The 18,746-nt window shown below is 44.3% G+C and carries 12 protein-coding genes; 4 read left to right on the plus strand and 8 right to left on the minus strand.

Features of this window, described 5'->3' with window-relative positions:
• The first annotated feature begins 220 nt into the window (after positions 1–220).
• Positions 221–1,450 (plus strand): phosphoglycerate dehydrogenase, encoded by a 1,230-nt coding sequence (gene serA, locus ACXAGV_RS01735; RefSeq protein ID WP_474871893.1) that lies wholly within the window; start codon positions 221–223, stop codon positions 1,448–1,450.
• A gap of 131 nt (positions 1,451–1,581) precedes the next feature.
• Here the strand turns inward: serA and ACXAGV_RS01740 are convergent, their stop codons facing one another.
• The 7 genes from ACXAGV_RS01740 to ACXAGV_RS01770 form a co-directional block, all read right to left on the minus strand.
• Positions 1,582–2,328, minus strand: coding sequence for a DUF481 domain-containing protein (locus ACXAGV_RS01740; protein ID WP_474871337.1), 747 nt, complete (start codon positions 2,326–2,328; stop codon positions 1,582–1,584).
• 213 nt (positions 2,329–2,541) lie between these two features.
• The gene (locus ACXAGV_RS01745; protein WP_474871339.1) at positions 2,542–3,345 is read right to left on the minus strand and encodes a DUF481 domain-containing protein; all 804 of its coding nucleotides are present in this window, start codon (positions 3,343–3,345) and stop codon (positions 2,542–2,544) included.
• A gap of 135 nt (positions 3,346–3,480) precedes the next feature.
• Entirely contained in the window at positions 3,481–4,305 is an 825-nt protein-coding gene (locus ACXAGV_RS01750; protein WP_474871341.1) for an HDOD domain-containing protein, read from the minus strand.
• A gap of 21 nt (positions 4,306–4,326) precedes the next feature.
• The gene (locus tag ACXAGV_RS01755) at positions 4,327–4,617 is read right to left on the minus strand and encodes a DUF1289 domain-containing protein (protein ID WP_474871343.1); all 291 of its coding nucleotides are present in this window, start codon (positions 4,615–4,617) and stop codon (positions 4,327–4,329) included.
• 179 nt (positions 4,618–4,796) lie between these two features.
• Positions 4,797–5,507, minus strand: a complete 711-nt coding sequence (locus tag ACXAGV_RS01760; protein ID WP_334056794.1) for an SIMPL domain-containing protein — start codon at positions 5,505–5,507, stop codon at positions 4,797–4,799.
• 163 nt (positions 5,508–5,670) lie between these two features.
• A complete protein-coding gene (locus ACXAGV_RS01765; RefSeq protein ID WP_474871346.1) occupies positions 5,671–8,793 on the minus strand; it encodes an efflux RND transporter permease subunit in 3,123 nt (1,040 codons plus the stop codon).
• Complete coding sequence (locus ACXAGV_RS01770; RefSeq protein WP_474871348.1) at positions 8,793–10,070, minus strand: efflux RND transporter periplasmic adaptor subunit; 1,278 nt, start codon at positions 10,068–10,070, stop codon at positions 8,793–8,795. The genes ACXAGV_RS01765 and ACXAGV_RS01770 overlap by 1 nt, the downstream gene beginning before the upstream one ends.
• A gap of 405 nt (positions 10,071–10,475) precedes the next feature.
• Between ACXAGV_RS01770 and ACXAGV_RS01775 the strand changes: the two genes are divergently transcribed.
• The 3 genes from ACXAGV_RS01775 to ACXAGV_RS01785 all read left to right on the plus strand — a co-directional run bounded on the left by ACXAGV_RS01775 (position 10,476) and on the right by ACXAGV_RS01785 (position 16,195).
• On the plus strand, positions 10,476–11,531 hold the full coding sequence (locus tag ACXAGV_RS01775) for a LysR family transcriptional regulator (protein ID WP_474871350.1): 1,056 nt from the start codon (positions 10,476–10,478) through the stop codon (positions 11,529–11,531).
• Between the two features lie 349 nt (positions 11,532–11,880).
• Complete coding sequence (locus tag ACXAGV_RS01780; protein WP_474871352.1) at positions 11,881–14,586, plus strand: TonB-dependent receptor; 2,706 nt, start codon at positions 11,881–11,883, stop codon at positions 14,584–14,586.
• 148 nt (positions 14,587–14,734) lie between these two features.
• Positions 14,735–16,195 carry a CehA/McbA family metallohydrolase domain-containing protein gene (locus ACXAGV_RS01785; RefSeq protein WP_474871354.1) on the plus strand — a complete coding sequence of 487 codons (1,461 nt, stop codon included), beginning with the start codon at positions 14,735–14,737 and terminating at the stop codon, positions 16,193–16,195.
• Between the two features lie 48 nt (positions 16,196–16,243).
• Here ACXAGV_RS01785 and ACXAGV_RS01790 read toward each other — a convergent pair whose 3' ends face one another.
• Positions 16,244–18,562: a GH92 family glycosyl hydrolase gene (locus ACXAGV_RS01790; protein ID WP_474871356.1), complete on the minus strand. Its 2,319-nt coding sequence runs from the start codon at positions 18,560–18,562 to the stop codon at positions 16,244–16,246.
• Between the last annotated feature and the right edge of the window lie 184 nt (positions 18,563–18,746).

Below are 18,746 nucleotides of genomic sequence, written 5' to 3' on the forward strand. Positions count from 1 at the left end.
GTTTACGCTAATTAAGGTCCGCGTCATTTATAGCGAAAGCAATCAACGTGATTATAAAAGCTTGGTAGCAGTTTTGCTAAAGCAAGGCTTCAGAGCAGCGTAGTGATGCACATTGCCGCACAGGTTGTACAAAGCTACGCTTTTAATACTTGTACGTTCAGTAAGTCTTGGATTGGCGATGCAAGCAAACCAAATTACATCAGTGAGAGATAGCGAGTTCATGAGCAAAGTTTCATTAGAGAAGGATAAAATCCGAATTTTATTGTTAGAAGGTGTTCACCAGAGTGCATTGGAAACACTAAAAAGCAATGGGTATAGCAACATTGAATTTCTCAAAACCTCACTTCCTGAAGATGAGTTAATTGAGAAGATAAAAGACGCCCACTTTGTTGGTATTCGCTCGCGTACCCAAATTACCGAAAAAGTGGTTAATGCAGCACAAAAGCTTGTGGCTATTGGTTGTTTCTGCATCGGCACCAACCAGGTTAACCTTGAAGCCACACAACGTCGTGGCATCCCGGTATTTAACGCCCCGTTTTCTAATACTCGCTCGGTTGCTGAACTGGTTCTTGGGCAGATTATTCTTCTACTTCGCCAAGTACCAAGCAAAAACGCCAAAGCCCATCGTGGTGAATGGGAAAAAACTGCGGTTGGCTCTTACGAGGCTCGCGGAAAAACCTTAGGCATCATTGGCTATGGCCACATTGGTACTCAGCTAAGTATTCTTGCTGAACATTTAGGTATGCGCGTTCAATTCTTCGATATCGAAGACAAACTTGTGTTGGGTAACTCGGCTCAGGTGAAGTCACTGGAAAAACTGCTTAATACCTCTGATGTGGTATCGCTACACGTGCCTGAAACGCCTCAAACTCAAGATATGATTGGCGAGAAAGAACTGTCGCAAATGAAAAGAGGCAGCATTCTAATTAACGCTTCTCGCGGTACCGTCGTTGATATTGACGCGCTTGCAAACGCATTGGAAAGCGGCCACCTAAATGGCGCAGCAATTGATGTATTCCCAGTAGAGCCTAAGTCTAACACTGAAGAGTTTGAGTCACCGCTTCGCGCGTTCGACAATGTTATTCTTACGCCACACGTAGGCGGAAGCACACAAGAAGCGCAAGAGAACATCGGAATTGAGGTGGCTGGAAAGCTAGCGAAATACAGCGACAACGGCTCTACGTTGTCAGCGGTTAACTTCCCTGAAGTATCGCTGCCCGAGCACACCGGTCGTTCACGACTTCTCCACGTACATAAAAACCAACCGGGTATTCTTACCCAAATTAACCAAGCGTTCGCAGAAAAAGGCATTAACATTGAAGCCCAGTATCTACAGACTAACGCGGAAATTGGTTACGTGGTTGTGGATGTTAAAGAAGACCGTGGCTATGAGGCATTGGCAGAGCTTCAACAAATTGATGGCACAATTAAGACTCGTATTCTCCACTAAGAAGCCTTGTTTGTAGCCTAAACAAAAACGCTGCACTATGTGCAGCGTTTTTTATGCTTATCATTTTACTTCAATACTTTTTACTTCTATTTTTTGAAGGGCCTATTGACCTTTAAACAAATTAGTTCGGCTTAGAAGAAGTTGTAAACTAGGCTAACAGCAGTTTCAGTATCAAGCTTTTCTACGTCATCATCAACGTTGGTGTTGTGGTCTAATTTAAATGAAAGACGCATAGAAAGATTACCGCTAATGGTAGCAGTTAGGGCTGACTCAGCACGTGACTTAGTGTTGTCAGAACCCACTTCTGTACTCACTGTTTGAGTAAATTTAGCAGTATCAGAAATCTTCCAAGAATATGCTGATGATGCACGAACAATCATGCTATCAAGGTTTTCACCGTCTTGAGTTTCAATGAAAGAATAACCCGGACCGATTGAATATTCTAAGGTATGGCGCTTGTTTTGAAGAACCTTTTGGTTCCAACCCGCAGCTACAGTAGCCTGATAGTTAAAGTTGCTGAATCGGTCATCTTCATAAGATGCGAATCCGAATAAACGGTTATCTGGGTTGGCGAGTTTGTAGTTACCCTGCGCTGAACCGAAGAACTTCTGTGCAGAAGTAAATTCAACATCTTCCCCGTCATCGCCTTCTACCGTCTCTTTCTTGTAAAGACCTTTAAGAATGTAGTCGTTACTCCACTTCTCAAGTTCTTGATGCGCTTGAATACCTGCGCTGATAGATGTTGTTTCAGTGTTACCTGATGTAGAGATAAAACCTAGCTCACCTTCCATTGTAAAAGGCTTCACTTCATCGTCTTGAGCGAAAACAGCCGGAGAAAGAGAAATTGCAACTAAAGATGCAAGCACTTGCTTTTTCATTGAACAATCCTATTGATTATCGGTCCATTCGTTGTACGCGATACCTTTTGAACTGCAAGGCGGCACAACACGAGTTTTAAAAGAAGTCGATTAAGTAATGCACCGGAGAAACTGGCATCACAAACAATGGTGCGCAGTGTACATTTTCAAGCCTCTCAGTCAATGCGAACGCGGCAAAAAGCCTAAATTCGACTGTTAATTTACACTAATTGACTAAAAGAATTGATAGACCAGCGCTACCGATGTTTCTGTGCTTAACGCCGCAACATCTTCAGGGGTGTCTGTTTCGTGATTTAATATGAATGATAATTTCATTGCCAATGATCCAAACACATTGGCAGAAAGCGAGGTTTCTGAGCGAGATTTTGTATTTTCTTCGCCGGCCTCTGTGCTAACGAATTGCCTTAATTTTGCACCCGAGCTCCAATGATATTTATACTCGGCAGACGCGCGCACTATAATGCCGTCATTCACAAGGCTCTCGTTATCTTCTTCCGCTTCAATAAAGGTATACCCTGGCCCCACACTATAACGAAATTCGCTATCTTCATTTCGCCATACGCGCTGTGACCAACCCGCAGCAAGTGAAGCGCGATGTTCATAACCGGTAAACTGATCGTCTTCGTAATCGCCATACATGAAGAGGCGTCGTCCCGGCGAAAGCAGTTTATAGTCGAATTGTGCGCTCGTGAAAAAGCGTTGTGCGCTGATATCACGCTCTGTGGTAGGCGTACCACTCTCTTTATAAAGCAGTTCAGCAAAATAAATGCTGCTCCAGTTTTCGGTTTCGTGGTCAGCGTTGACCGCTGCTTTAACGCTGGCTGCAGACGTGTTGCCGGTATTAACTAAAACACCGAGCTCTCCGTCTAATGTAAAACGCGGTATTTCATCATCGGCGTCGGGAGTGAAGTCTGCATGATAAAGCGTTTCAATGAGATCCCTCGCGTTTGCAGATAAACACACGCCAATACAAATGGCACCGACAACAACACGTGGCCGGAAGATTTTTCTAAACATAACTGATTTTACGTCGAGCTTTTATAGTTATTAGATTACGCCTATTTGAGACGCACGTAATACCAATCCTCTGGGGGAGCTTTACTCTGTTTTAAGAATATAAAAGTGCGGTGACAGAACTGATGCACTGAAAGCTCAGTGAATAAGCGACACAATTTTTGCTGTTTCTTGTTCAGCATATTCAATTGAGTTACTTATCACTTCCATGTCGAGACTTACTGTATTGGCTATTTCTGACGTAAAAAGTTCAATGTCAGCATAATTTTCTTTATCAAGTTGACTAAGCGTTACACGACTTGCAATTGCAAGAACACATATATCAACATCAGAAGTATATTTTGCTTCATCGTTCATAAATGATACGGGATAAAAAAGACCAATAGGTAAGTGCCATTTTTCAAGTATGATACCGCTGCAATGTGCAAACGTAAAACCGAAATGGGCCAGTTGCTCAATATGTGGCAAGTCGTTCTTTTTCGCATTGCGGTAATCGTCATAGAGCTTAGGCTCTTTGTTCGCAACTATGAGTTCGCTCAGGTTTTGCAAAATACCCATCACGAAAAAGCGTTCGGCGCCACGCACATTCAGCCGCATGGCTAGACTCTTCGCCACCATCCCGCAATAAACAGAAGCATGCCAGTGCTTGTCTAAATCAATTAGCAATGTATCAAAATGCTTAAAGGCAGTGGTTGCAGTTTCAGCGATAACTAAATTATAAAGGGCCTCGCCACCAATTACATTTATGGCTTTTGCTACAGATTCAATTTGAGATGGGAAACGAAAAAGCGAACTATTGGCCAGGCGTAACACCTTAGCAGTGAGAGAGGGATCGGCACTGATTAGCACAGCGATGTCTTCAATACTCGAGCGAGGGTTGTCTAGCGTTGAGCGCAAGCGCACGCAAATATTGGGTAACGTAAATGATTTCGCAGCATACGAAACATACTTTTCTAACGGCATTAATAAATCTCAAACTCTTTTTTAACGACTTTCAGGCGGCTCATCGAAAAGAGAAAACTGTCGTGCCGCCTCCTCGCCCTTTAGTGCTTGCGCTTTGCGTAATTTTGCTAAAACTGCATTTTTACGTCGTACACAAGCACTAATTATCTTTCTTTTTGTTGCATCATCAACTTTAAGCCAATAAAGGCGCTCTTCACGACTTCTATAGCAGCCTTTACAGTACCCTCTTGGACCAGACTCGCAGACACCTATGCAAGGACTTGGGATTTCAAAAAATTCAAGCTGCTTAGATTGTGCTTCGAGATCCGTCATTTCAGGCTTACCACCCTTAGTCAATGAGCTTTGAGTGCTTAAGAATACCCTGCACTAACTTAAATTAAAACGCATATGGGCGAATCTAGCCAGTAGACATTAGCAGTAATCTAATACACAAAATGCACAAATGCGCGTTCTACTCAATATTGAGTGAGCGTTTTAGCATAGCATGAATATTAGTCAACGAGGGTATATTCGATGGTAGAAACCACGCGCACTTTCTTTATGTGTGGATGATGGCTGTCGCGACTAGAAATACTGAACTGCCCTTGGTTAGCGCGCTTAATTTTGCCCAACGTACTTTTTGAATCTTTGGCAAATTTTTCCGCAACCTCTCTCGCATTGAGCGTCGCTTCTTCTATCATTTCCGGCTTTACTTCGTTTAAGCGGGTAAATACATAGTCGGGCTGAGCGCGGTAGCTTTGGTCTGATAATACAATACCAGTTTTAATTAACTCCCCAATTTGCTGCATAAGCGCTCGCACCTTTTCAACATCATTTGAAAAGACAGTAACGGTTTGAATGGCACTGTAGCGAAATGGCGCTTTTTCACTACTTCCGTATTGTTGCGCCAATTTGTCATTTATTTCAGGCTTTCCAATAGTAATGCTTTCTGCTGATATGCCCTTCTCTTCTAAAAAGTTAGCCACCTGAAGGCTATTCTTTTCAATATGTTCATAAAGTTGAGGTAAGTCATTGCCCGCGTCGACAAATTGAATAGGCCAAATAACCTGATCAGCAATGTATTCTCGCTCTGACAATCCTTTTACGGTTACTACTCTATCCCACGTTTGCATATCGTTCATGGCAGAAGACACCTGAACACCAAGCAAGGACACAGCAACCACCATGCCCATCGCCATTACTATTGCCGCACCTATTTTCATTTGAATCTCCATTCTTTCTGTTTTCAACAGGATACAAGCGAATATAAGCTTTTCGGTTTCACAAAACGACATAAAAGCTGACCAATGGTGGCAAAAAAAAGGCCACTCGAATGAGTGGCCTAAAGAGCCCCTTAAGAGGGCAACGCTTGGGTAGACGGGAGAGTTAACCTTTACGCTGTATCAGGTAATAAAATACCGGAGTTAAGATAAGTCCAAATACGGTAACACCTATCATGCCTGAGAATACTGCCACACCCATAGCTTGACGCATTTCAGAGCCGGCACCGGTTGATACCGCCATTGGCAGCACACCCATGATGAAAGCAATGGATGTCATGAGTATAGGGCGAAGACGTAAGCGACTTGCTTCTTTAATGGCTGAAAGCGCGTCCATCCCCTTGTCTTGTAGCTCTTTTGCAAACTCGACAATAAGAATGGCGTTCTTCGTTGCAAGGCCAACCAGTACAATCAAACCTATTTGGGTAAAAATATTGTTGTCGCCGCCATAAACTTGCACACCAATAAGCGCGCTCAGCAAGGTCATGGGAACAATCAATATGATTGCCAGTGGCAAACGCAGGCTTTCGTATTGCGCAGCCAGTACTAAGAACACTAAAAGCACAACTAATGGGAATACAAACGCTGATGCATTACCCGCTAATATTTGCTGATAGGTGATCTCTGTCCACTCGTAAGTCATGCCAAGTGGTAACGTTTCAGCCAGTATTTCTTCAATAGCTGCCTTCGCTTGGTCAGACGAATAGCCTGGCGCTGCTGCGCCGTTTATTTCAGCGGTGACGTATCCGTTATAGTGCATAACACGGTCTGGGCCTGCACTGTGCTCAATGTTCAAGAATGAGCCAAGCGGGATCATCTCACCTTGTGCATTACGCACTTTAAACTGCGTAATGTTCTCAATATCCTGACGGTATTGGGCATCAGCTTGTACATTTACTTGGTAAGTTCTACCGAACAAGTTGAAGTCGTTCACGTATAACGAACCTAAGTAGCCCTGCATGGTGGTAAACAAGGTATCGATGTTTACACCTTGGCTTACCGCTTTTTCACGGTCTACATCTACATCGAGCTGAGGTACAGCAACAGTGAAGCTGGTAAATGCATCGGTAAGCGCTGGGTGTGCCCACGCTTTGCCTATCACTTCTTGTGTTACGCGTTCAAGTTCTTCAAAGCCTAGGTTTCCTCTGTCTTCAACCTGCAAACGGAAACCACCAATCGTGCCTAACCCCATTACTGGTGGTGGCGGGAATATTGCCACAAAGGCACCTTTTATAGATCCAAAGTTCTGGTTAAGCTGGGCAGCAATGGCGCCACCAGATAGATCAGGCGTCGTTCTTTTATCAAAGTCAGTCAGGGTTGCAAACAACACGCCTGAGCTTGGACTATTGGTAAACCCGTTAATATTCAAGCCAGGGAATGCAATTGCATCTTCAACACCAGGGTGTTCCATAGCAATACGAGACATTTCACGGATCACTTCTTCAGTTCTGTCTAAGCTTGCTGCATTAGGCAGTTGAGCAAAGGCGACCAAATACTGTTTATCTTGCGGCGGAACGTAGCCTGTAGGTGTATTGGCAAACTGGAAGTAAGTGAGTCCTAGCAGACCCGCGTAAAGCACCATGATGATACTGCTTTTACGGATAAGCCCACCCACAGCACCAGTGTAGCGCTTTGAGTTACGGTCAAAGAAACGGTTAAACGGTGAAAATACAAAGCGGCCAAACACTTTATCCATTAAACGGGTTAACCAGTCATTCGCTTTACCGTGAGGTTTCAACAGCAATGCAGATAATGCAGGGCTAAGCGTTAACGAGTTAATTGCAGAAATTACCGTAGAGATAGTAATTGTTAGCGCAAACTGCTTATAGAACTGCCCGGTAAGACCGCTCATGAAAGCAGTAGGTACGAATACCGCAGCAAGTACCAGAGTTGTGGCTATAATAGGACCAGTTACTTCTTTCATTGCTTGTACGGTTGCTTCAAACGGCGCTTTGCCTTCAGAGATATTACGCTCTACGTTTTCGACAACAACGATAGCGTCGTCCACAACAATACCGATTGCTAATACAAGGCCAAACAGAGACAGTGCATTCAGCGAGAAGCCCATTAGTTGCATAAACGCGAACGTTCCCACAAGTGAAATAGGTACTGCAACGAGTGGAATAATAGACGCTCGCCATGTTTGTAAGAACAGTACAACGACCAGTACAACTAACAATACAGCTTCAAGAAGTGTACTAATAACCGCTTCAATCGAACCGCGAACAAATACGGTAGGGTCGTAGGCAATTTCGTATTCAAGGCCTTCAGGGAACGCTTTTGACAGTTCCGCCATACGAGCGCGAACGTCATCTGAAATTTGGATTGCATTAGAGCCTGGTGCTTGGAAAACCGGCACCGCTGCCGCAGGGTTATTGTTAATAAGTGAACGAAGTGCATAAAACTCTGAACCTAGCTCGATACGCGCAACGTCTTTCAGGCGGGTTATTTCACCATTCTCACCCGACTTAACAATAATATTTTCAAATTCGGCTTCATCTTTTAAACGGCCGCGCACATTGATAAGCAGCTGAAATTCGCTGGTACCCGTAGGCTGTGCACCTAGGCTACCTGCCGCCGCTTGCTGGTTTTGGTCGGCAATAGCTGCTGCCACATCGCCAGGGTTTAACTGGAGCGCGGCCAGTTTGTTAGGGTCTAACCACACTCGCATGCTGAATTCACCAGCACCGAACAGGCGCACTTGCCCAACGCCATTGATTCGGGCTAGTTCGTCTTTAACAAACTGATCGGCATAGTTTGAAAGATACAGCATGTCATAACGTTTATCAGGCGACGTTAAATGCACCACCATGGTTAAATCTGGCGAGGACTTTTCGGTAACCACACCTAAGCGCTGCACTTCTTGAGGTAAACGCGGTGTAGCGCGATTCACACGGTTTTGCACCAGCGTGGTTGCTTCGTCTGGGTCTGTACCAATCGCGAAGGTAACAGTTAGCGTCATACGCCCATCACTGGTAGCTTGAGAAGACATATAAAGCATATCTTCAACACCGTTAATTTCTTGCTCTAGCGGCGTTGCAACTGTTTCGGCGATAACTTCTGGGTTTGCACCGGGATAATTCGCAGTTACCACCACGGTAGGCGGCACTACTTCTGGGTATTCAGTGATAGGCAATTGCCAGACAGCAATTGCACCACCTATAAAAATAAGTAGGGAAAGCACGCCCGCAAAAATCGGGCGGCTAATGAAAAACTGCGAAATGTTCATTACTTAAGACCTGCTGTTGCTGTACCTGTGGCAAATGAACCACCAGATAAAACATCCTCATACTGCGCCATGTTTTGGGTTACTTGTGTTGCATTATCAACACGTGACTGCCAGCTAGATAAGTTTGCCAAAGCATCTTCATCACCCATAGGCACTTCGTTAGCGGCAACTTGGGCACCAGGGCGAACGCGCTGTAAGCCATCAACCACAATGGTGTCGTTTACATTCAAGCCGCTTGTGATGATGCGCATGCTACCCACTTTGTCGCCTAGCTTAACCGCACGGTATTCCACTTTACTTTCGTCATTTACAACCAGTACAAACTTATTATTCAGATCTGTGCCGATAGCTTTTTCTTTAATAAGAATGCCCTCTTCATCGGTGTCACCTGCCAATTTTAAGTGTGCAAATAATCCCGGAATTAAACGACCTTCTTCGTTATTAAAAACGGCGCGAACGCGAAGTGTGCCTGTGCTACCGTTAACCTGGTTGTCGATGAAATCAATTTGTCCCCAGTGGTTATAATCAGACTCGTTAGCAAGGCGCATCGCTACTGGCTGCTCGCTCACTGCTGTTGAAGCCGTTGATTTATCGGTTAGATAGTTTAGGTAGGTCTGCTCATCAATATCGAAATACGCATATAAACGGTCGGTCGATACGATGCGAGTCAACTCTGTTTGTCCAGCTGTAACAAAGTTGCCTTCGGTGATATTTGCACGAGATACGCGACCTGAAATAGGTGCTTCAACACGCGCAAAGCCACGATTCAAACGCGCTACTTCCAGCGCGGCTTGCGTTTGATTTAAGCTGGCTAGCGCTTGGTTTTTTTCAGCTAGGCGAGCATCTAACACTTCTTCAGAAACCGCCTGGGTTTTACGAAGTTTAAAAGCACGGCTGTAGTTTTGCTCCGCCAATTTAACGCGGCTCTTCGCTTCTTCAAGCTGCGCAGTTAAGCGGTTCACTTCAGCTTTAAATGACCGATTATCAATTAAGAATAACGTTTGCCCTTGTTCAACGTACTCTCCTTCATCAAAAGCGACAAAATCGATATAGCCCGATACGCGAGGTCGAAGTGCAACTATGTGCGGCGATTCTAAACGGCCAGTGAAATTATCCCACTCAGTTAAACGCTGAGTCACCACGGTAGCCACATCAACAGGAACGCCTGCATTTTTGTTTGCGCTCATTGATTGACTTGGATCCTGCTCGTCACCACCGCATGCAGCGACAAGCGCAGTTAGGCTGACTATTGCCAATAAACGGGAAAAAGTATTCATTGCAAGATTCTCTAAAAAGTTAGACTAAAGTTTGATGCCGCGCATTATGCACACCCTCAAACAATAAAAATAATTATATTTTTATATGAAACACATCACATGATATTATGTATTGGAGATCGGGCTAAAAGAGACAACTGCTTTTAAAGATTTAAAAGCATGGTTTCGTAGAGAAACTAAAAATAACCGTATAAAAAGCGTGAACTTAGGAAAATCAACGGTTACAGCGGTGAAGCTGTACCAATGTCGCTCGTCGCATTCATTTGGAAAATAAATACTTTTAGCTATAACCTATAACTAAACTATGTCAGTTAAATTACATAGCCAAAAACGAGGTAAACGGCAGCTTTTTTCATTGTTCGATTGATGAAAGCAGATTGTCCGCAATAGACACCGGAGACAACCATGCGCCCACATGATTTAAACTTATTGATGATTTTTGATGCAATTATGACAGAGGGTGCCATTACCCGCGCAGCTGACAGACTGTCGATGACGCAGCCCGCCGTTTCTAATGCATTGTCCCGCATGCGCACAGCATGGAATGATGAGCTATTCGTGAAAGACGGCCGTGGTATTCAGCCTACCTCTTTTGCTAAAAACTTATGGAGCCAGATTCAGGGGCCTTTAGGCGAGCTTGAAGTTGCCGTGAACCCGACTGACTTTAACCCTGCAACAGCAAAGCGCACTTTTCGTATTGCAGCCACAGACAGCATTGTATCTATGGTGTGGGGGCCGCTACGCAAAGTTATTGAGAATGAGGCGCCTGGTATTAATATCCATGCTATTCCTAATTACGATATGGAAACGGATAAAATACTTAAAGATGCCGAAGCTGAACTGACCTTCTCTAAACACCAAGAGCCCGGCTCTGTAATTCGCTCTGAACATGTGCTTGACCCAAGCTGGGTTGTGGTAATGCGCCCCGATCATCCACTAGCAAAATCACAACTATCGTTGGAAGACTTTGTAGCAGCAGATCACTTGCTAGTGTCAGTGACAGGCGATGTAACCGGCCCAACCGATCAAGCGCTCGCTAATTTGGGCCTCAAGCGCCGCGTGGCAATGTCAGTAAACCAGTTCTACAACGCTACCCCGCTATTAAAAGAGAGCAACCTTATTTGTGTAGCACCATCGTTGGTTATGGAGAGAGAGATTTTCTCAGGTGAACTAGCAGTGTTTGAAACGCCTGTAGAAATTATTAGCTCCCCTCTATCTGTAATGTGGCATAAGCGCCAAGACCAAGACGCTGGCTTGCAGTGGCTTAGGAGCTTAGTAGTTAAGTTTATACGTGAGCGTGTTCAGCGCCACGAGATGCTGCTGTCTCAGTGCTGCCGCAAAGCATATTGTGCCGATACAGTTAAACGCTTTATGGACCAGCGCAATATGGACTGTGAAGAATTTACGCCAGCGCATTTGAATACACAGAAAACACCTGTTGAAATATCAGAGTTAGGATAGAAATATTTACTAAACTTCTAACCCCAGCCGACTCACTCTAACATACGTAGTTTGAAATATGTTCCAGACGGAACTAGTTAATAAAAACCTAATGCAACCGGTGTCAACACTTCTTGAAAGGAATGCTTTTTCTAATCTACACCTGTCGTCCAAGCCATGTAACGAATAATTACTCCAAAATATGATGCACATTCTGTATGTCAAAGTTCTTATATGAGTTAAAGACAACCCAAATACGCCGCTTTATCACTTAATTTTAAAAAATTATAAAATTTCCCTACTAAGCAATTGACACCGGTGTCATAAACCTTGTAAGTTTATGTTGCTGAAATGTTAATGGGAGATAATAATGAATAAGACCGTAAAAACCGCAGTCGCGTTAAGCGTTGCTCACGCACTATCCTCACTTTATGTTTTACCTGTTTATGCTCAAGAAAACGATGAAGAATCAGTAGAGATAGTAGAAGTTCAAGGTTTTCGAAGTGCCGTAATTAAAGCCAAAGACTTAAAACGAGAGTCTTTGGTTGCTCAAGATTCTATTGTTGCAGAAGACATCGCAGACTTTCCTGATTTAAACCTAGCCGACTCTTTACAGCGCGTGCCGGGCATCGCTATTACTCGAGAAGGCGGTGAAGGTCGTCAAATATCACTTCGAGGGATGGGGCCCCAATTCACACGTGTTGAAGTAAACGGCATGGAGGCTCTAGGGTCTTCGTCGTCTCCCATGGACAGTCGCGGGGCTGTAACCCGCTCGCGCGCGTTCGACTTTAACATCTTTGCTTCAGAACTTTTTAATCAAATCGATGTTAAAAAGTCGTATTCGGCTGAAATAGAAGAGGGCGGTATAGGCGGTACTGTTAATTTAAAAACCGCGAAGCCTTTTGACTTTTCGGGTATGAAAGGCGTAGTGGGTGTGCAAGGTGGTACCAACACCAATACCGATAACTTCGATAATCGTTTAGTTGGGATGTTGTCAAACACATGGGATAATTTCGGTGCGCTGGCGTCAGTAGCCTATAGCACGCGAGAGTCTCGCGAATTTGGTTACAACACCTATAGATGGCGTAAAAGAAGCACTTCAAACTACAGTGAAGATCTAGATGCCAATACGGCTCAATTACTCGAAGACGGTGAATTATGGTTTTCAAGAGGCAACCGTTACTCTGTGTGGAATAATCAGCAAGAGCGCTTAGGTATAACGGCGTCTTTACAATATCGCCCCTCTGATGGTTTAAATATTAGCTTAGATTTTCTGCGCGGTGAACTAAACAATACGCTTGATGAGCACCACATTTCGACCGGGGGTTCTAGCAGTACGGCTTTGGGGCGCGTGGAGGAGCTAGAGTTCATTGACAATAACGGCGATAAAGAAGTCGTTTTTGGACGTTACTCTGATACCACGATAAGAACAGAGTCTCGAGAAGATTACAATGAGTCTGTTTTCACTCAACTAACTTTCAGTGTTGACTGGAACATCTCAGAGGATTTCATAGCAAACGTACAAATTGGTACAAGTTCTTCTGACTACGACCAGCCCAAGGTCAACAAAGCCAACCTTATGCGACCTGGCAGCGGTATAATAACCGATTTTACTCAAGACCGCTTTTACGGTGTAAATACTTACGACTTTGACCCTGCTTCCCCTGAAGGCTGGCTAGTTAAAGATTTGTATTTCCAAGAAGACTACATCACAAACGATTTCGACAATGCCAAAGTAGATTTTAAGTACTTCGTTGGCGATACAGGAACCATTAGCTTCGGCGCCAATTATAAAAAATTCTCGAACACGGGCGAACGTAGACAAGATTCAGGTTATGTTCAGAGTAAAGAACCCCCACTTAACAACGGTGTAACCACAATTTCATCTGATGTCACCAACGTTTACTCAGACCACCCAGATCAAGATTGGCTCGAGCTTGATATGGCAAAGATACACGAGTTTTATGGTCTTTCTGATCTTTCATTAGGTGAAGATAAGGTTGTCAGTACATTTGCATACGATGTAGAAGAAGAAACCCAAGCCCTCTATGGTATGTATAGCTGGGATAGTATGCTAAACGACGCCAATTTTAGAGGAAGCGTGGGTCTTCGCTATTACAATACTGAATTGACCTCAAAGGGTATCTCTGGCGGTGAAGATATTATTATGGTTCGCGATTATTCCGGCGTTTTACCAACACTTAATGTGGTTTATGAAGTAAGTGAAGATGTGTTACTTCGCTTTAGCGCAAGTAAAAATCTGACGCGTCCTTCTTTAAGTGCCTTATCAGTGTCCGCTAGAGTATCTCAAGCTACGCTATCGGATGGGGACATCGGCTCTGTCACTATTGGTAACCCCAGCTTAAAGCCTTATTCTTCTGTGAACATTGATACCTCCTTGGAGTCTTATTTTGACGGTGTTGGTTACTTTTCTGTCGCGGTATTTTATAAAGATATCAAAGACTTTATTGTTACCGAGACTGCAGCACAAACAAGAACCCTTGAGGAGCTATCGTTGCCAAATAGCTTATTGCCAAATGGCGGAACGCCAACTACGCAATTTAACGTGACGACCCCTCAAAATTCAGATTCATCGACCATCAAAGGCTTCGAACTCGCTTTCCAACGTGACTTCGATTTCTTACCTGAGCCGTTTCAGAACTTTGGTCTAATTGCCAACTATACATGGGCTGACGGCAACAGTACGTATCGAAATGTGCAAGGAAGTGGCGAGGATCAAGTTAAAGCCTTTCAAGGCCTATCGAAAAGCAGCTATAACTTAACCCTTTATTACGAGACTGACGAATGGGGAGCGCGCGTTTCAGCAGCCTATCGAGATAGATATATCAGTAGTGTAGAAGCGGGCCTTGGTGATGAAGATGAACGCGGATTCCACGAAACAACCTACGTGGATTTCTCAGCATTCTATCAAGTAAACGAGTCGCTGAAGTTGAATATTGAGGGCATCAACTTAACGGACGAACAGGAAGTACAATATAGTGACTCCAGTGACCGTCAGTACAACACAACGACCAGCGGAAGAACATTTATGGCAGGTGCTACCTATAGATTTTAGTTAGCTATAAATAATTAACGATGACAGGCGCCTTGTTTTCCGGCGCCTTTTCTATTTGTAGTTTTAGTAGAGCTGTTGATTTATGCTTCCCTTTTTGCATCTCTAAACCGCACTACTTTTTTCGCAACGAACGCTAAAGGCCCTTCCAATGCGCTACCCTTTGTTTTACTTCATTATGCTACTCACTTCTTTATTCACTGTGTCGTGTAAAACTTCCCACAGCAAAACGCACAATGCGTCTGCATCAAGCCTTTCCCTAGCAGACGCAGCTCCTGCGCCAGCATGGCTTGCGGGCGATCATCATATCCATGGTAAATACAGTGCTAGATGGGACTGGAGCACGACTCCACCCACACCTATATTACGGGGCGATGCGCAGTACGCCACTGCGTTATACGCACAAATGGCGAGGCATCATAATTTGAGCTGGATGGTGACCACAGATCATGGTGGTCCTGGGCACAGTTCCGTTAACTTAGAACACGCCTATCCAGAGCTTGTCGCTTCGCGAAAAGCGACACCTGAGGTGTTACAGTTTTACGGCATGGAGTTCGACACACCTGGCGCTCGTCACTGCAGCTTAATTATTCCTTATAGCGAGACTGAAGCAGAACAGCTTTTCTGGTTAGAGTCACAGTTTAATAGAAGGGAAATTGAGCCTGACACCGCCTCTAGAGATACCGATGAGTTTATGCTTAAAGCGCTCAGAGCAATGCAGGAAGAACAAAAACCACCTATTTTGATTGTAAACCACCCAGCTCGCTTGGCTGAAAAGCTCTCTGGTTTTAAAAAAGTCACGCCTCAAAAACTAAGAAAATGGCAAGACACTGCACCTGATGTCGTTATTGGCATGGAAGGCGCACCCGGCCACCAAGCCAACGCACTCAACCCCGACGGCTCCATTCGAGAGAGTGGATTAAGGGGCGGATATAACGACTTTCCAACAATGGGTGGTTTTGATCAAATGACGGCCGTGGTCGGCGGCGTCTGGGACAGTCTGTTGAGTGAAGGCAGACGCTGGTGGATAACAGCCACTTCTGATAGCCATATGCACTACACAGAGGGGCGAACCGACTTTTGGCCTGGTGAATATTCAAAAACCTATGTGTTCGCGAGAAAACAGTACAACGATATAATGCAGGCGATGCGAGAAGGGAAAATGTTTGCAACTACCGGAGATTTAATTGATTCACTTTCGGTTAAAGTCAGTAATAAAAAGGGCCAATCCGCAGATATTGGGGAAACCATAGAAATAAAATCAGGCGAAACAAGCTCTATAGAAATCAAATTTCGCGACCCTGACACCCTTAATTTTGGCCGTCAAAACCCAAGTGTAGAACGGGTAGACGTGATTATTGGCATGATCAATAGCGACGTTGCTGCAGCGCCGTCCCCAGTAGTTCATCGCTTTACATCAAAAGACTGGTATGTGGATGGACAGTTTCGTACGATAAAAATGGACATTGAAGCGGTAAAACACGCACAGTATGTTCGCATCAGAGGTACTAATAATAAGAATGAATTGGAACCACAGATAGACACGGCAGGAGAAGATCCCTGGACTGATTTATGGTTTTACAGCAACCCTGTGTTTATTAGCGTAAAGTAATGATTTAGCGGCCGACACGCACCAGTATTAAAGGTACGTGCAGTTTGACTATTTCTGAGTGGTAGATAGTGAGGGCGGGAACTTGCCCTCTCCCCAATTCGAAGGCTTTGCTGCCATCTTCAATCTTAATTCTCCCCCTTTTATTACTTCAGAGTGGTTTATCCACGTGTTGTGAAATGGCTTGCTATTTAAGGTGGCAGAAACGATATACCGGTTTTTTTCGCTGTAATTTTCTGTGATCACTTTAAAGGTATTGCCTCCTTCAACATGCAACGTTGCCGACTTCACTTGCGGAGAATTAATTAAATAGTAAGGCTGCCCTGCATTTGGAAAAAGCCCAATCATATGAAAAGCAAGCCACGACGACATTGCTCCAGAGTCATCATTACCAGGTAGGCCATCGCGCTTGCTAGAATAATGCTCTTGGACTATTTTGCGCACCCTGTCTGAACTCAAATGAGGTTTTCCCAGCCAGTGATATAGCGTGGGCGTCAAAAATGAGGGTTCATTAGCGACGTTGTAATAATTGTGCTCAAAGAATGTGTTCAAGCGAGATTCAAAAGCGTCGCTGCCGCCGCTCTTCTCTATGATTGCAGCAATATCATGCGGAACATAAAACGAGTATTCCCACGAACTCGCTTCGTAGAAAAAACCGCACCACCAGCACACGCAGTTAGGCCAGTCTTGTGCAATAGGCGTATAGCTAACGCGCGTGGCCACACCATCTTTAATGTCACACGGAATTTCGTCTATCCATTTTCCGTTAACATCTTTTGGCATAATAAAACCACGTGCACCATCATGTTCTATATTGCGCCACAGGTTTTGCCAATTATTGGCCTGTTCTATAAAGCGATAATACTCCCCCATTCGATGCAACCCTTTAGCCACCGTAGCCAGCGCGAAATCGTTATAGGCGTACTCTAATGTTCTGTTTCCCGCGCGCACATAATCAGTAGAAACGTAGCCGAGACGATTGTAGTCTGGCAAACCACCGCGCCCCTCTTTTTCACTGTTTCCACCCGGTGCAACAGTGGCATTTTTAATCATAGCTTTAAGGGCAAGGTGATAATTTACCCCTCTAAGATTTTTAACGTAGGCGTCGGCAATGACAATATCCGCATTAGAGCCCCCTTGGGTGCGGCCATTAGTATTTCCACTTCGCCCCTCTGGTAAATACCCATCATACTTGTAGATATTTAACATGCCGTTGATGATATCGGCTTGGCGCTCGGGATCGATGATTGTAAGAAGGGGGGAGGACGTGCGAAACGTATCCCAGATAGCATAAAAATCGTCATAGTATGGCGTGGCTGTCCACAAAGGGTTTTCCCCTGAGCGGTCTACAGGCATTAGCATTGTGTGATAAAGGCCCGTGTAGAACATCTTCCGTTGTTCAACACTCGCTGTCGAATCCAATTCGATCCTAGACAGCAACCTCTCCCACTTCTGCTCAGTTTGCTGACGCACTAAGTTAAAGTCCCAGTGCGGAATATCATTTCTTAAATTTTCCGCTGCTTTAGCTTCACTAATAAACGAAATGCCTATCTTCATCTTCACCGTTTTTCGCTGATGATCACTGAAAAAACAAAGCACCCCTGTTTTCTCGCCGGAATCAAATTGCTCTTTGACAGAGGGATATAAAGTCTCTCCTTTAAATGTGCTAAAACGATCACAAGGTTGGTCTAATTCTGCGTGATAATACACAGTATAGGCATTACCATTGTTCCAACCACCACGTATGCGACTATATCCTTGAATTTGAGTGGAAGATAAAACTTCAACCTCTGACCCGACAAACTGCTGCGCTTCTCGTGCATCTGGCACCGGGTTTTCCCCTAGAAAAAAGCCTCCATCAATTTTTATTGCATTGTGAACTGTATCTCGAAAGGTGTACTGATGAAACGCGGCGCGCTCAGCAGTGGTCAGTTCTGCTTTTATATCCCACTTGGTCAGCACTGTTGCATAATAGCCCGCTTGAGCCTGCTCATTCGTGCGTAAACTGCTCTGCTCGATTGACTCGACATTGCCCGAAAACGGCATCACGGAAATGTTTCCATATTTGGGGCCGCCACCGGTTCCGCTAACATGCACTTGGCTAAAGCCGACCAACGATTTTGTCAAATCCGGATCGTAACCACTATTACTATGGGTACCAATATCAGGCCCAGGCTTTACCATTCCAAAAGGTGTACTAGGGCCAACAAATACATTTCCCAGGCCCTCAGAGCCAATAAGCGGATCAATGTATTGATGATAACTACTATCCTTCGCGTACCCTTTCGATAAAGGTAAGCAAAACAATGATAATAACGTCGTTCTTAGCAAAAGCTTCATCGAAACAACTTTTAAGTACTTATTAGACAAAACAACCACCTGTTAATTAATTTCTTATCTACGTTTTTTTAACACGCTGTTGACACCGGTGTCAAATTTCAGGTAACGTCTAAACGACCATAAGTATTTATCATTAATTTTAGAATCAACACCATGAAATTATTACAAAAATTCCAAATTCAACAAATAGTTACGTTTTAGAAAGACTTGTTTT

This window comes from Alteromonas sp. ABH4_453 (genome assembly GCF_056160665.1).

Bases quoted from the DNA above. Each gene is read 5' to 3' on its own strand.
- serA (WP_474871893.1), top strand. From the start codon at position 221: ATGAGCAAAGTTTCATTAGAGAAGGATAAAATCCGAATTTTATTGTTA.
- ACXAGV_RS01740 (WP_474871337.1), bottom strand. From the start codon at position 2,328: ATGAAAAAGCAAGTGCTTGCATCTTTAGTTGCAATTTCTCTTTCTCCG.
- ACXAGV_RS01745 (WP_474871339.1), bottom strand. From the start codon at position 3,345: ATGTTTAGAAAAATCTTCCGGCCACGTGTTGTTGTCGGTGCCATTTGT.
- ACXAGV_RS01750 (WP_474871341.1), bottom strand. From the start codon at position 4,305: ATGCCGTTAGAAAAGTATGTTTCGTATGCTGCGAAATCATTTACGTTA.
- ACXAGV_RS01755 (WP_474871343.1), bottom strand. From the start codon at position 4,617: ATGACGGATCTCGAAGCACAATCTAAGCAGCTTGAATTTTTTGAAATC.
- ACXAGV_RS01760 (WP_334056794.1), bottom strand. From the start codon at position 5,507: ATGAAAATAGGTGCGGCAATAGTAATGGCGATGGGCATGGTGGTTGCT.
- ACXAGV_RS01765 (WP_474871346.1), bottom strand. From the start codon at position 8,793: ATGAACATTTCGCAGTTTTTCATTAGCCGCCCGATTTTTGCGGGCGTG.
- ACXAGV_RS01770 (WP_474871348.1), bottom strand. From the start codon at position 10,070: ATGAATACTTTTTCCCGTTTATTGGCAATAGTCAGCCTAACTGCGCTT.
- ACXAGV_RS01775 (WP_474871350.1), top strand. From the start codon at position 10,476: ATGCGCCCACATGATTTAAACTTATTGATGATTTTTGATGCAATTATG.
- ACXAGV_RS01780 (WP_474871352.1), top strand. From the start codon at position 11,881: ATGAATAAGACCGTAAAAACCGCAGTCGCGTTAAGCGTTGCTCACGCA.
- ACXAGV_RS01785 (WP_474871354.1), top strand. From the start codon at position 14,735: ATGCGCTACCCTTTGTTTTACTTCATTATGCTACTCACTTCTTTATTC.